Annotated in this window: 14 protein-coding genes and 1 pseudogene; 13 read left to right on the top strand and 2 right to left on the bottom strand. The window is 69.3% G+C overall.

What is annotated here, in order from left to right; translation table 11 throughout:
• Positions 1 to 2: 2 nt before the first annotated feature.
• The 13 genes and pseudogenes from WIX39_RS27650 (at position 3) to WIX39_RS27590 (ending at position 11,534) form a co-directional block, all read left to right on the top strand.
• A complete protein-coding gene (locus WIX39_RS27650; protein ID WP_409196442.1) occupies positions 3 to 863 on the top strand; it encodes a branched-chain amino acid ABC transporter permease in 861 nt (286 codons plus the stop codon).
• Positions 860 to 1,795, top strand: coding sequence for a branched-chain amino acid ABC transporter permease (locus tag WIX39_RS27645; protein ID WP_106937855.1), 936 nt, complete (start codon positions 860 to 862; stop codon positions 1,793 to 1,795). The genes WIX39_RS27650 and WIX39_RS27645 overlap by 4 nt, the downstream gene beginning before the upstream one ends.
• Complete coding sequence (locus WIX39_RS27640) at positions 1,792 to 2,532, top strand: ABC transporter ATP-binding protein (protein WP_106937856.1); 741 nt, start codon at positions 1,792 to 1,794, stop codon at positions 2,530 to 2,532. The genes WIX39_RS27645 and WIX39_RS27640 overlap by 4 nt, the downstream gene beginning before the upstream one ends.
• On the top strand, positions 2,522 to 3,247 hold the full coding sequence (locus WIX39_RS27635; protein WP_409196441.1) for an ABC transporter ATP-binding protein: 726 nt from the start codon (positions 2,522 to 2,524) through the stop codon (positions 3,245 to 3,247). The genes WIX39_RS27640 and WIX39_RS27635 overlap by 11 nt, the downstream gene beginning before the upstream one ends.
• Before the next feature lie 41 nt (positions 3,248 to 3,288).
• The gene (locus WIX39_RS27630; protein WP_409196440.1) at positions 3,289 to 4,431 is read left to right on the top strand and encodes an amidohydrolase family protein; all 1,143 of its coding nucleotides are present in this window, start codon (positions 3,289 to 3,291) and stop codon (positions 4,429 to 4,431) included.
• A 22-nt stretch (positions 4,432 to 4,453) separates the two neighbouring features.
• Complete coding sequence (locus WIX39_RS27625) at positions 4,454 to 5,566, top strand: NADH:flavin oxidoreductase/NADH oxidase (protein WP_409196439.1); 1,113 nt, start codon at positions 4,454 to 4,456, stop codon at positions 5,564 to 5,566.
• Between the two features lie 35 nt (positions 5,567 to 5,601).
• Positions 5,602 to 6,084 (top strand): (2Fe-2S)-binding protein, encoded by a 483-nt coding sequence (locus WIX39_RS27620; RefSeq protein ID WP_081270948.1) that lies wholly within the window; start codon positions 5,602 to 5,604, stop codon positions 6,082 to 6,084.
• Entirely contained in the window at positions 6,081 to 8,195 is a 2,115-nt protein-coding gene (locus WIX39_RS27615) for a xanthine dehydrogenase family protein molybdopterin-binding subunit (protein ID WP_409196438.1), read from the top strand. The genes WIX39_RS27620 and WIX39_RS27615 overlap by 4 nt, the downstream gene beginning before the upstream one ends.
• A gap of 54 nt (positions 8,196 to 8,249) precedes the next feature.
• The gene (locus tag WIX39_RS27610) at positions 8,250 to 8,720 is read left to right on the top strand and encodes a VOC family protein (protein ID WP_081270950.1); all 471 of its coding nucleotides are present in this window, start codon (positions 8,250 to 8,252) and stop codon (positions 8,718 to 8,720) included.
• Positions 8,717 to 9,967 (top strand): FAD binding domain-containing protein, encoded by a 1,251-nt coding sequence (locus tag WIX39_RS27605; protein ID WP_409196437.1) that lies wholly within the window; start codon positions 8,717 to 8,719, stop codon positions 9,965 to 9,967. Before WIX39_RS27610 ends, WIX39_RS27605 begins: the two co-directional genes overlap by 4 nt.
• A gap of 127 nt (positions 9,968 to 10,094) precedes the next feature.
• On the top strand, positions 10,095 to 10,424 hold the full coding sequence (locus tag WIX39_RS27600; protein ID WP_081270952.1) for a hypothetical protein: 330 nt from the start codon (positions 10,095 to 10,097) through the stop codon (positions 10,422 to 10,424).
• An 11-nt stretch (positions 10,425 to 10,435) separates the two neighbouring features.
• Positions 10,436 to 10,630, top strand: a pseudogene (locus tag WIX39_RS27595) (NAD(P)H-quinone oxidoreductase); the annotation flags it as partial.
• Positions 10,631 to 10,835: 205 nt separating this feature from the next.
• Complete coding sequence (locus WIX39_RS27590; protein WP_409196436.1) at positions 10,836 to 11,534, top strand: HAD-IA family hydrolase; 699 nt, start codon at positions 10,836 to 10,838, stop codon at positions 11,532 to 11,534.
• A 36-nt stretch (positions 11,535 to 11,570) separates the two neighbouring features.
• On the opposite strand, the gene WIX39_RS27585 is transcribed toward WIX39_RS27590, so the two are convergent.
• Together WIX39_RS27585 and WIX39_RS27580 are read right to left on the bottom strand one after the other, a co-directional pair.
• Positions 11,571 to 12,065, bottom strand: a complete 495-nt coding sequence (locus WIX39_RS27585; RefSeq protein ID WP_007828485.1) for an Lrp/AsnC family transcriptional regulator — start codon at positions 12,063 to 12,065, stop codon at positions 11,571 to 11,573.
• Between the two features lie 67 nt (positions 12,066 to 12,132).
• Positions 12,133 to 13,536 carry an aspartate aminotransferase family protein gene (locus tag WIX39_RS27580; protein ID WP_409196435.1) on the bottom strand — a complete coding sequence of 468 codons (1,404 nt, stop codon included), beginning with the start codon at positions 13,534 to 13,536 and terminating at the stop codon, positions 12,133 to 12,135.
• Positions 13,537 to 13,612 lie beyond the last annotated feature (76 nt).

Here is a 13,612-nt window from a genome sequence, read left to right as displayed (position 1 = left end):
CCATGCAATTCTGGTTGACCCAAACACTCAACAGCCTAGCCCTCGGCGGCCTGCTGCTGTTGCTCTCGTCGGGCTTCGCGCTCATCTTCGGATTGATGCGCATCGCCAATCTCACCCACGGCGCACTGTTCATGATGGGCGCCTACGTCGCGGCCCAGGTGGCGCGCGCAGGCTGGGGATTCGCCGCCGCGGTGGTGGCCGCGGCGCTCGCCACCGCGGCCATCGGCGGCCTCATCGAGCGGCTGGTGCTGCGACGCCTGACCGGCAATTCGCAGGCGCAGGTGCTCGCCACGCTGGGGCTGTCGTTCATTGCGGCGGACCTGTGCCTGGTGCTGTGGGGCGGCGACCCGATACCGGTCGCGCCGCCCTCCCTGCTGGCAGGGCCCGCCAGTGTCCTCGGCTTCAGCTTTCCAAGCTACCGGCTGGCGGTCATCGTCGTCGCGGTCGTGGCGGCGGCCGTGCTGTTCCTGCTGCTCGAGCGCACCCGGCTGGGCGCGCGCATCCGCGCCGGCGTCGACGACATGCCGATGGCGCGCGCCGTGGGCATCCGGGCCTCGGCGCTCTTCACGAGCGTGTTCTGCCTCGGCGCGGCGCTCGCCGGCCTGGGCGGGGCCGTGGGCGGACCGATGCTCTCGGCCTATCCGGGCCTGGACGCGGACATGCTGCCGCTGGCGTTGATCGTCGTCATCCTGGGCGGCGTCGGCAGCCTCGTGGGCACCTTCATCGCGAGCTTCATCATCGGGTTCATCTACACCTTCGGCACCGCGCTGGTTCCCGACCTGGCGTATGTGATCCTCTTCCTGCCGATGATCGTCGTGCTGGCCTTCCGCCCTGCCTGCCTGCTGGGGAGTGCACGCGCATGAAGAAGCTGGCATGTCTCCTGCTGCTGGCACTGCTGGCGCTGCTGCCGGCGGTGCTCGGCGAGTACTACGTCAACCTCGGCAGCCAGATCCTGATCGCCGTGATCTTCGCCACCAGCCTCAACCTGCTGGTCGGCTATGCCGGCCTGACCTCGCTGGGTCATGCGGCCTACCTCGGCCTGTCGGCGTACATCGCCGGCTGGCTGGCGCTGCACCTCGGCCTCGGGCACGCCATGGCGGCACCGCTCACGCTGCTGGCCACCACCGCCATCGGCGGCGTGTTCGGCTGGATCGCGCTGCGCGCCTCGGGCCTGAGTTTCCTGATGCTGACACTGGCGCTGTCGCAGGTCGTCTGGGGCGTGGCCTACCGGTGGACCGCCGTCACCAACGGCGACAACGGACTGTCCGGCCTCACGCGGCCCATGCCGTTGGGCATCGACATGGAGAACAGCAACGCCTACTACTGGTTCGTTCTCCTGATCACGGCCCTGGTGCTGGTGGTGGTCGCACGCCTGGTCGACTCTCCCTTCGGCGCGTCGCTGCGCGGCACGCGGGACCAGGCGCGGCGCATGAGCTCGCTCGGCTACAACGTCTGGGCGATCCGCTGGTGCGCCTTCGTGGGAGCCAGCTTCCTGGGCGCGGTGGCCGGCCTGCTGTACGTCTACTTCCACAAGTACGTGCATCCCAGCGTGCTGTCGGTCACCGCCTCGGCGGAGGTGCTGCTCAGCGTGATCGCGGGCGGCGCGGGCACGCTGGCCGGACCGGCCATCGGGGCGCTGCTGGTCGTGCTGCTGAAGAACTATGCCTCGGGCTATGTCGAGCGCTGGAACATGCTGCTGGGCGCGGTGTTCGTCTTCATCGTGCTGGTGATGCCGCACGGCATCGTGCCCGGGGTGCGCGCGCTGTTTGCCCGAGCCAAGGGAGACCGCGCATGACCGCCGCGCTCGAAGTCCGGGGACTGAAGAAGTCCTTCGGCGGCATTGCCGTGACCCAGAACGTCTCGCTGACCATGCAGCCGGGCGAGCGGCGGCTGATCATCGGACCCAACGGCGCGGGCAAGACCACGCTGTTCGGGTTGATCGCCGGCGAGATCCGGCCCGACGCGGGCTCGATCCGCATCTTCGGGACCGACGTGACACGCCTGCCGGTGCCCGCGCGCGCACGTTGCGGGCTGTCGCGCACCTACCAGATCATCACGCTGTTCCCCAGGGACACGCTCGCGCACAACGTGGTGCTGGGCTTGCTGGCACCGATGGCACTGCGGCACAACGCGGCCGTCGACCTGTCGAAGCGCACCGACCTGCATGACCACGCGGTCGAACTGCTCGAAGGCGTGGGCCTCGGGGCCAAGGCGCTGCAGCGGGCATGCGACGTGTCGTACGGCGAGCAGCGCCGGGTCGAGCTCGCCCTGGGCCTGGCGCAGCGCCCGCGCCTGCTGCTGCTCGACGAGCCGCTGGCGGGCCTGTCGCAGGACGAGCGCACCGTGGTGCAACGGCTCATCGCGAAGGTGTCGCGCGAGACCGCCATCCTGATGATCGAGCACGACATGGATGTCGCGCTCGAGTTCGCCGAACAGATCACTGTGCTGCACTACGGGCAGGTGATCGTCGAAGGGGACCGCCAGACGGTCGTGAACCATCCGAGAACCAAGGAGATCTATCTTGGTCACTGAAGCATTGCACGTGAACAAGCTCGACGTGTGCTACGGGCAGAGCCAGGTGGTGCACGGGCTGTCCCTGTCGCTGGGCGAAGGCCGGGTGCTGGCGCTGCTGGGGCGCAACGGCGCCGGCAAGAGCACGTCGCTGAACGCCTTTGCGGGGCTGCTGTCGCCGCGGGCCGGGACCATACGGCTCGGCAGCATGGCCGTGGAGCGCATGTCGCCCGAAGGCATCGCGCGCGCCGGCATGCGGCTGGTGCCCCAGGGGCGGCGGATCTTTCCGAGCCTCACGGTGCTCGAGAACCTGCAGGTTGCGCAACAGGCCGCCCCGCGCGCCACGCCGTGCGCGCAGGCCTGGACGCTCGAGCGTGTATACGCCACCTTCGCCCGCCTGCGGGAGCGCTCGCGCCAGCGGGCGGGCACCCTGTCGGGCGGCGAGCAGCAGATGCTCGCGATCGGCCGCGCGCTGATGGGCAACCCCCGCGTGCTCCTGCTCGACGAGCCCTCCGAAGGGCTGGCGCCCATGATCGTCGCGGAGGTGGCGCAGGCCATCAAGATGCTGAAAGCCGACCGGCTCTCCATCGTGCTGGTGGAGCAGAACTTCCACCTGGCGCTCGACGTCGCCGACGACGTGGTCGTGCTCAACACCGGCCGAGTCGTGCATGCCGGCACGGCCGAGGCGGTGCGGGCCGAGCCGACGCTGGCCACGCGCCACCTCGGCGTGTTCTGAATTTCTCACACCTCTTTCTTCGCTATCCACGGAACACCCCCATGCTCTACACCTGTTCGCCCCATTGCACCGACCCGACCCATGCGCACGGTGCCACCAACGCGCCGAGGCGTCGCGCGTCGGCGCTCTCCGCGCCGCGCGCGGCCAGTGCCTCCACGCCCGCGCGCGGCCAGCGCAACCCGGTGGTCGATGTCCATTGCCACTACCTCAACCCCGACGTGGTGAAGGCCAGCGCGGACCTCGACGTCGGCGCGCACGACCCCAGCGTGATCTACGCCAACGAGCTGACACGGCAGACGAACGTCGCACAGATGCGCGACCGCGCCCCCAAGCTCACGGGCATCGACCAGCGGCTCGAAGACATGGACCGCATGGGCATCGACATCCAGGCGGTCAGCCCGGCACCGTTCCACTACTTCTACTTTGCGCCGCCCGAGCGCGGCGCCAGACTGGCCCGCCAGGTGAACGAAGGCATTGCCGCGCTGGTGGCCGCCACGCCCGAGCGCTTCGTCGGCCTCGGCTCGGTGCCCCTGCAGAATGCCGAGCTCGCGATCCAGGAACTGGACCACGCCGTCGGCACCCTCGGCCTGCGCGGCATCGAGATCAACACCAACGTGAACGGACGCAACCTCACGGACGCGTCGCTCGGCCTGGAACCCTTCTTCGCGCGCGCCGACCAGCTCGGCGCCGTGCTGTTCCTGCACCCCGTCGGGTACTCCGACGGTGCGCGGCTGACCAACCACTACTTCAACAACGTCATCGGCAACCCACTGGACACCACGGTGGCCGTGAGCCATCTGATCTTCGACGGGGTGGTGGCCCGCTATCCGAACATCAAGTTCATCGCGGCGCACGGCGGCGGCTACGTGGCGCACTACTGGGCGCGCATGGACCATGCATGGCGCGCGCGCCCCGACTGCCGCACGGTGATCGACCGGGCGCCTTCGAGCTACCTCAAGACCTTCTACGTCGACACCATGGTCTTCGACCCCGAGATGCTGCGGCACCTGGTCGACACCTTCGGCGCCGACCGCGTCCTCATGGGCACCGACTACCCCTACGACATGGGCGAGGACCATCCGCGCGAACTCATCGCGCAGGTGAAGGACCTGAGTGCCGACGAGGTCGCCCGCATCGAAGGGCTGAATGCGGTGAAGCTGCTGAACATCACGCCGGTGCGTTGAGCACCCCGCGGAGCACACCCCCATGTCCCCTCTGTTCGAAGCGCTGCGCATCGGCGATGTGCATTTCCCCAACCGCATCGTCGTCTCGCCGATGTGCCAGTACTCGGCCATCGACGGCATGGCGAACACCTGGCATCTGCAGCACCTGATGCAGCTCGCCATGTCGGGCGCCGGCCTGGTCATGGTCGAGGCCACGGCGGTCGAAGCGCGCGGGCGCATCACCCACGGCTGCCTCGGCCTGTACAGCGACGAGGCCGAAGCGGCGTTGGGCCGGGTGCTGGATGCGGCACGCGCCGTGTCGGCGCCGGGCACGCGCTTCGGCATCCAGCTCGGGCATGCGGGCCGCAAGGGCTCGGCCCATGCGCCGTGGGAAGGCGGCGGGCCGCTGCGGCCGACGACCTCGCAGGCGCTCCCGTGGCAGTGCGTCGCACCATCCGCCGTGCCCTTCGCCGAAGGATGGGACACGCCGCAGGCGCTCGACGAGGCGGGCATCGACCGCCTCGTCGAGGCCTATGTCGACGCCGCGCGGCGGGCCGTGCGGCTGGGCTTCGACGTCATCGAGCTCCACTGTGCCCACGGCTACCTGCTGCACCAGTTCCAGTCGCCGCTGTCCAACCGCCGCAGCGACGCGTGGGGCGCCGATCAGGCGGGTCGTGACCGCCTGGCGCTGCGCATCGCACAGCGGCTGCGCGGTCTTGCCCCGGCGGGCCGCGTGCTCGGCGCGCGCATCACCGGCACGGACTGGGATGCGGGCGGGCTCGGCATCGACGATGCCGTGCGCCTCGCGCAGTCGCTGCAGGCCATCGGCTTCGGCTACGTGTGCGTCTCCAGCGGCTTCGTGGTGCCGGGCGCGCGCATTCCGTTCGGCCCGGGCTTCCAGGTCGGGCTGGCCCACGAGGTGCGCAAGCGCACCGGGATCGTCACGCGGGCGGTCGGCGGCATCGCCGAGCCCGCCCAGGCCGCCGCGATCATCGCGCAGGGCCAGGCCGACCAGGTCGCCCTGGCACGCCCCTTCCTGGCCGACCCGCGCTGGGTATGGCGCGCGGCGGAGACGCTGGGTGTCGAACCCTTCTATCCGCCGCCCTACCGGCGCGCGGCCGGCTTGCGCAAGCCGCCGGCGATGCCTGCGGCGTGACGCATGCCCGCTCCTTCCAACGCTCGAGTCCACCCATGACCCCTTCCATCGAACTCCAAGTGAACGGCGTGAGCCACCGCGTGCAGGCCGGCGACAACGACCTGCTCCTCTACGTGCTGCGCAACGACCTGGACTGCAAGGGCGTTCGCTTCGGCTGCGGCGCCGGCAACTGCGGGGCCTGCACGGTGTTGATGGACGGGCGGGCCGTGCAGTCGTGCGACATGCCGATGTGGGGCGTGGCCGGACGCTCGCTCTCGACCCCCGAACAGCTGGCCGGCGACCCGGTCGGCGCCGTGGTGCTCGACGCATTCCTGGAATTGCAGGCGGCCCAGTGCGGCTACTGCATCAACGGCATCATGATGTCGGTCACGGCACTGCTTCACCGCACCACCTCGCCCACGCCGGCGCAGCTGCAGGACACGCTGCACCGCCATCTTTGCCGCTGCGGCGCGCATGCGCGGATCCTGCGGGCCATCGAGGCCGCGGCCGCCCGCCTGCGTGAGGAGGCCTCGGCATGAGCCCCGGAGAGACCCCGCCACCCGCCATCCAGGCGCACCCGCTGCTGAACCAGTGGGTGCGGGTGGGTCCGGGACAACAGCTCACCGTGTTCACGGGCAAGGTCGAACTGGGCCAGGGCATCGCGACGGCCCTGGTCCAGATCGCCTGCGACGCGCTGGGCCTGGCACCGGCGCAGGTCACGCTGGTGGCAGGCGACACCCAACTGTCGCCCGACGAGGGCTACACGGCCGGCAGCCTGTCGGTGCAGTACGGCGGGGCCGCCGTGCGCTGGGCCTGCGCGCACGCCTTTGCCCTGTTCCGCGCAGAGGCTGCAAGACGCTGGAACGTCGCGCCCGCGCAGGTCCATGCCGACGCCGGATGCTTTCGCGATGCGGGCGGCGGACTACAGACGAGCTACTGGGCCCTCAGCGATGGCGTCAGCCTGGACGTGGGCATCCTGGCGCCGCCGCCGGCTCATCGCCGCACAGAGACGCCCTACGCCGGGCGGTCGCTGCCGCGGCTGGATTTCGCCGCCAAGCTCACCGGCGCGGCCTATCTGCAGGACCTCGTGATTCCGGGCATGCAGCATGCGCGCATGCTGCGCGGACGGCATCCCGCCCAACGCCTGAAGTCGCTGCCGTTGGCGCAGCTCCGGGCGCTCGACGGTGTCGCGCAGGTGGTGCGCTGCGGCGATTTCCTGGCCCTGGTGGGACCCCATGAAGGCGCGCTGGTCCGTGCGTTGCCCAAGGCCAGAAAGCTGCTCGAATTCACCGATGCGCCGCTGCCGCACGCCAGCGAGGACACCGTGTCGCTGCTGCAGCACATGCCCAGCCACGCGCAACGGGTGCATGAAGAGGGTTCGCCTGCCGCCTCCCGCCCAACCCACACCGCCACCTATTCGCGGCCGTATCTGGCCCATGCGTCGATCGGCCCGTCGTGCGCGGTGGCCGACCCGCGCGGCGACGTGCTGCGCGTCTGGTCGCACACGCAGGGCGTCTTTCCGCTGCGCGGCCAGATCGCCCGCGCGCTGGGGCGCGACGCCGGCACGGTCGAAGTCATCCATGCGCCGGGCGCGGGCTGCTATGGACACAACGGCGCCGACGACGTGGCCTTCGACGCGGCCTTCATCGCCACGCGCACCGGCCTGCCGGTGAGAGTCCAGTGGATGCGGGAAGACGAGATGTCCGTGGCACCTTTCGGCTCGGCGAGCGCGGTGCGGCTGCAGGCGGGCCTGGACGACACGGGGCGCATCGAGCGCTGGGAGATGGCCATCTGGAGCCACACCCACATGAACCGTCCCGGCTGGGGAGAAGGCGTCAACCTCCTGGGCGCCTGGGCGCTCGAGCCGCCACAACACCCTTCCGTGCCGCGCGACATGCCGCTGCCGATGGGCGGCGGCCACCGCAACGCGATCGCCATCTACGACCTGCCGCACCAGCAGGTCGACCATCACTTCATTGCGGATTCGCCCGTGCGGGTCTCCGCGCTGCGCTCGCTCGGCTCCTACGCCAACCTGTTCGCGATCGAGTGCTTCATGGACGAACTGGCCGCGCTGCGCGACGAGGACCCCGTCGCGTTCAGGCTGCGCCATCTGGCCGATCCCCGCGCCAGGGAAGTGCTACAGGCAGTGGCCGACATGGCCGGATGGTCGCAGCGCAACGAGGCGGGCTCGGGCAGCGGCCTGGGCATCGCACTGGGGCGCTACAAGAACCACGCCGCCTACTGCGCCGTGGTGACGCAGGTCAGCGTCGAGGAAAAGATCCGGGTCGAGAAGGCCTGGGTCGCCGTCGATGCGGGCGCGGCGATCAACCCCGACGGCCTCGTCAACCAGATCGAAGGCGGACTCATCCAGTCGCTGAGCTGGACGCTCAAGGAAAGCGTGACGTGGGACGCCACGGGCATCACGTCCTGCGACTGGGACCACTACCCGATCCTGGGTTTCGACGAGATCCCCGAACTCGCCGTGCATGTCATCGACAGACCGCACGAACCGAGCCTTGGCGTGGGCGAAGCGGCCGCCGGCCCGGCAGCCGCTTCGGTGGCCAATGCGGTGGCCCACGCGCTGGGCCTGCGTGCCCGCGACCTCCCGCTCACGGCCGAACGCCTGGCAGCGCTCATCTCCGCGGGCTGAGGCGCGCGGTTCTCTTCTTTTTTCCCCATTCGTCTTCATTGCCCAAAGGACACAATGACCATCCAGACCCTCGCGCACTATTCGGTTCGCACGACAAATCTCGACGCGTCGCGCCGCTTCTATGTCGACGTGCTCGGCCTGCAGGAAGGGTTTCGCCCGCCCTTCGACTTTCCGGGGCTGTGGCTCTACAAAGGGGGCGACGAGGCGCAGTTCGGTGTGGTGCACATCATCGGCATCGATGCCAGTTCGCCCGAAGGCCTGATCGCCTACCTCGGCGACAAGGCGCAGGCATCGCTGCATGGCAGTGCCGCTGTCGACCACCTGGCATTCCTGGCCAGCGATCTCCCGGATGTGCACCAGCGTCTGCGCGACGCCGGCCTGGCGTTTCGCGAGCGCACCGTTCCCAGCCTGGGGCTGCACCAGGTGTTCGTGGAAGACCCGTCAGGCGTGACGATCGAACTGAACTTCGCTGCGGAAGAGGCGCGGGCGCTCGCCGCGGGCACTGCGCCGGGAGCTGCGGCATGAGCGCGTCGTCTGCACCGGCTCGCAAGGCCCTGGTCATCGGCGGATCGCTCGGCGGGCTGTTCGCGGCCAACCTGCTGCTGCGCAGCGGCTGGGATGTGCATGTGTACGAACGCGTGGCCGATGATCTCGAAAGCCGCGGTGCGGGCGTCGTGACGCATCCGGAGCTCATGGAGGTACTGACGGCGGCCGGTGTCGACGTCGCGGACGGCATCGGCGTCGAGGTGCGCGAGCGGATCACGCTTGCGCGCGACGGCACGCGCGAAGATTCCAGGCCGCTGCCGCAGACGCTCACTGCCTGGGGGCGCCTCTACCAGGTGCTGCGCCGGGCCTTTCCGTCGGAGCGCTACCACAACGACAAGCAGCTGGTGTCGTTCGAGCAGGATGCGCAGGGCGTGCGCGTCGTGTTCTCCGACGGCAAGGTCGAGCGCGGCGATCTGCTGGTGGCCGCCGACGGCCTGCGCTCCACGGTTCGCAAGGTCCTGCTGCCGCAGGCGATGCCGCAGTACGCGGGCTACGTGGCGTGGCGCGGCCTGGTCGAAGAAGCCAGCCTCTCGCCCCGCACGCTGGAGGAACTCTTCCCGTTCTTCGCCTTCGGCCTGCCGCCACGCGAACAGATGATCGCCTACCCGGTCGCGGGACACGGCAACAGCGTGGCGCCGGGCAAACGTCGCTACAACTTCGTCTGGTACCGGCCCGCCGACCAGGCCACCACGCTGCGCGAGATGCTGACCGACGCGTCCGGCAAGACGTGGCCCGACGGCATTCCGCCGCCCTTGATTCGCCCCGAGGTCCTGGCCGCGGCAAGACAGGCCGCCCAGGACGTGCTCGCACCGCAGTTCGCCGAGGTCGTCGAGAAAACCGACAACCTCTTCTTCCAGCCAATTTTCGACCTGGAAAGCGAGCGCCTGGCCTTCGGGCGCGTCGCGCTCCTGGGCGACGCGGCATTCGTCGCCAGGCCCCACTGCGGCATGGGCGTCACCAAGGCCGGCAGCGATGCGGCCATGCTGGTGCGCGCACTCGACAGCCACGCGGATGTTGCCGACGCGTTGAAGGCCTACGAACGAAGCCGCCGGGAGGCGGGCAGCTTCATCGTGCACCACGCGCGCGCACTCGGCGCCTACATGCAGGCACAGCTCAGCACGCCGACCGAGCGCGCCATGGCCGAACGCTATCGCTCGACGGAAGCGGTGATGCGCGAGACCGCGGTCCCGCCGCTGCGGCCGCAAGGCACGGTACCGGCCGGCTGAGTTACACACGTAATCCGCGACCCCTGGCCTGAAATGAATGCGAAGCCGCGCGCTTGAAGAATCACGGCGTGGTGAGCGAACAGCGCATCACACATCCATTCACCGACAAGCACACAGAGGTCTCCAGATGAAAGCTATCTACACGCTCGCAGCCTTCGCACTCGCAGCCACTGCCGGCCTGGCCCACGCCCAGGCCGGCGGCGACGCATCGTCCACGCGTTCGCCGATCCTCGACAGCAAGCCGCAACTGCGCGCCGAAGCGAAGAAGGACGCGAGGACGCCCGGCAAGGTCAAGGCCGTGGGCGGCGACGAACTCAAGACGGCCGAGGACGACAGCATCGGCAGCGACAAGTCCGCCAAGTCGGGCCAGACGCGCGTCGCATCGCGCGAAGCGCGCCACCCCGACCGCAAGCCCGCACAGCAGGGCGGCACGCCGGACCTGCCCGGCGCGAAGTAAGCAACGCCCGGGTGCTCAGGCAGCCGCTCGGACGCGAAGTGCTCACGACCCGCGAGATTGCCCGCCCGCAGGTTCGGCCCCATGACCTGATGGTGGCCAATGCCTCGATCGGCGTCAACCGCGCCGACATGTCGCATCGCAAGGGGGCCTACGGGCGCGCCAACTTCGGTGACTCGGACATCATGGGCCTGGAAATCGTCGGAACGGGCTGCATCGCGATCCCGAGGCCGGTTGATTGCGACTGCCCCGAGGCGGCAGGCCGCCGGGCCATTCGCCCTTCGCGCAAGAAGATGCTGGAGGGCCGCCGACAACGACATCCTGTGCCGCGGCGCAACCCCAGTTCAGGACCGTGCTCCCGGTGGCGGACCTATGCTCGACGAAGCCATCCCACTTCCTTCCTGGAGCTGTTCCATGTCCCTGAAAGATTTCAAGGTCCTCACCTTCGACGTCGTCGGCACGCTGATCGATTTCGAGGGCGGCATGCTCGCCTATCTGCGCAGCGTGGCGCCCGATGCCCGGGTGAGCGACGACGACTTCCTCGCCGCCTACCGGCGCGCACGCGCCGACGGCAACGCCGGCTGGTATCCCGACGACCTGGCGCGCTGCTGGCACGCCGTTGCCCCCGCGCTGGGCCTGCCCGATGACGACGCCATTGCCCAGGGCCTGCGCGAGTCGGTCTCGCAATGGCCGGCCTTCCCCGATGCGGTGGAAGCGCTGAAGCGGCTCGGCAAGCGCTTCAAGCTGGTGACGATGACCAATGCGCAGGCCTGGGCACTGGCGCATTTCGACAAGACGCTGGGCTCGCCTTTCGACATGCTGCTGAGCTGCGACGACGCGCTGTGCGAGAAGCCCGATGCGCGCTACTTCGCCTATGCACGCGGCCGCTTCGAAGGCGCCTGGGGCTTCAGGCAGGCCGACAACCTGCACGTGGCACAGAGCCAGTACCACGACATCGGCATTTCAAAGCAGTTGGGCATCACGACCTGCTGGATCGAGCGCCGTCATGCGCAGAAAGGTTCGGGCGGCACCATCGAGTCGAAGCACACCGTGCCCGACTACCACTTCCACACGCTGGCCGAACTGGCCGATGCGGTCGAAGCCGGGCATTGAGCACCTAGGCCGTCGCCTGCATCGCTCAGGCGCCGGTCAGCGCTCGTGGGGAAAGAGCCGTTCGATCGGACAGTGCGTCTTGATGAACGGCGACTTGATGACGATGTAGCTGAAGTACTTCGCGATACCGATGTTGCGTTCGAGCAGCCCCTCGATCACTTCCTGGTAGTGGTTCACCCCACGGGTGAGGAAGCGCAGCAGGTAGTCGTAGCCGCCACTGACCAGATGGCATTCGAGCACCTCGTCGACCTCGCGGATCGCGGCCTCGAAGCGCACGAAATCCTCGCGGTGGTGGTCCGACAGGGTGACCTCGGTGAACACGGTCAGCGTGTCGCCGAGTTTTTCGAGCCGCAGGTGCGCGCCGTAGCCGGCGATGTAGCCGGCCTGCTCCAGTCGCTTCACCCGGATCAGGCAGGGGCTGGGCGACAACCCGACCGCGTCGGCCAGGTCGACGTTGGTCATGCGCCCGTTCTTCTGCAACTGGGCCAGGATGCGCAGGTCAAGTCGGTCGATCTTGAAAGCTTCAGACATGGCAATCCTGAAAAATGCGAAAGAGGCCTCGATTCTGCTTCGTCGGCGCGATGCCGGGGCAGTCCTTTCAAGTCGCCAGCGCAGCGCGGACGTCGGGCGCGTCGAGCACGTCGTCGAGCGTCTTCTTCAGGCGCGCGAACAGCTGCGCGAACTCGTCCTGCGTGAAGGTGAGCGCGGGCGCGAAGCCGAGGATGTGATCGCCGAAGGAGCGGAACACCAGCCCGTTGCGATAGCCGGCTGCAAAGATGCGGTCGGACAACCCGAGCGCCGCGTCGAAGCCGCGCTTGCTGGCCTTGTCGCTCACCAGCTCCAGCGCGCCCAGCAGGCCGCGGTGGCGCGCGTCGCCCACCAATGGATGCGCGCGCAGCGCATCGAGCCCGGCCGCGAAGTGCGCCGCGCCGCGCTGGCCGTTGGCCAGGATGCCGCCTTCCTCGTAGAGCCGCAGCACCTCGAGCGCAACGGCGGCGCCGACCGGGTGCGCCGAATAGGTCGCGCCGTGGCCGATGGATGCGCCCGCGGGCGCGCCGTCGGCGATGCCGGCGTAGACCTTCTCGGACATCATGGTCGCGCCCATCGGCACGTAGCCGGCCGTCAGGCCCTTGGCCATGGTCATCAGGTCGGGCTCCACGCCTTCGGCCTCGCAGGCGAACATGGGGCCGGTGCGGCCGAAGCCGGTGATTACCTCGTCGACCACGAAGAGGATGTCCAGCTCGCGCGCGGCCTCGCGCATGGCCTTGAGCCAGCCCTTGGGCGGCACGATGACGCCGCCCGAGCCCTGGATGGGCTCGCAGAAGAAGGCCGCCACGTTGTCCGCGCCCAGCTCGGCCACCTTGGCGCGCAGCGCCGCGACCGACGAGGCAATCAGTGCCTGCGGATCGGCGCCGTCGGCGTGGCGGTAGGCATAGGGCGACGCGATGTAGTGCTGCGTGGGCAGCGGCAGGTCGAAGCCGCGATGGAAGGCCGGCAGCGCCGTGAGGCCTGCGCCGGTGGACGACGAGCCGTGGTAGCCGCGCTCCAGCGAAATGAACTGCTTCTTCGACGGCCGGTCGGTCGCGTTGTAGTACTGCACGATGAAGCGCACCGCGGCATCGACCGCCTCGGAGCCGCCCAGCGTGAGGTACACGCGGGTCAGCGACGCGGGCGTGATCTGCACCAGCTTCTGCGCCAGGCGGATGGCCGGCTCGCTGCTGAAGTGGAAGTAGGCGGTCGCGTACGGCAGCTTGCGCATCTGCTCGGTGGCGGCCTGCACCACGCTCTCCTGCCCGTAGCCCACGTTCACGCACCACAGGCCGGCGAAGGCGTCGAGCAGTTGGTGGCCGTTGCCGTCGGTGAGCCAGGCGCCCTGGCCCGAGGCCAGCACGGTGGGCCCGCGCTGCTCGTGCACGCGCCAGGGCGAGACGGGGTGGATGAGGTGCGCGCGGTCGACGGCGTCGAGCGCGGCTTGTGGGGGCAGTGCGGTGGGGTGCGTCATGGGCTGTGAATAAGCGAGAGCGGAGGAAGCTTTCGATGCCCTCAGCTTAGGCGGCACGCCCTGCGAGGTGGTGCTG

The sequence above is a fragment of the Variovorax sp. AB1(2024) genome, from assembly GCF_037482385.2.
Lineage (GTDB): Bacteria > Pseudomonadota > Gammaproteobacteria > Burkholderiales > Burkholderiaceae_C > Variovorax.
The sequence above is the reverse complement of the archived record's forward strand: the minus strand, read 5'-3'. Positions and strand labels throughout refer to the sequence as shown.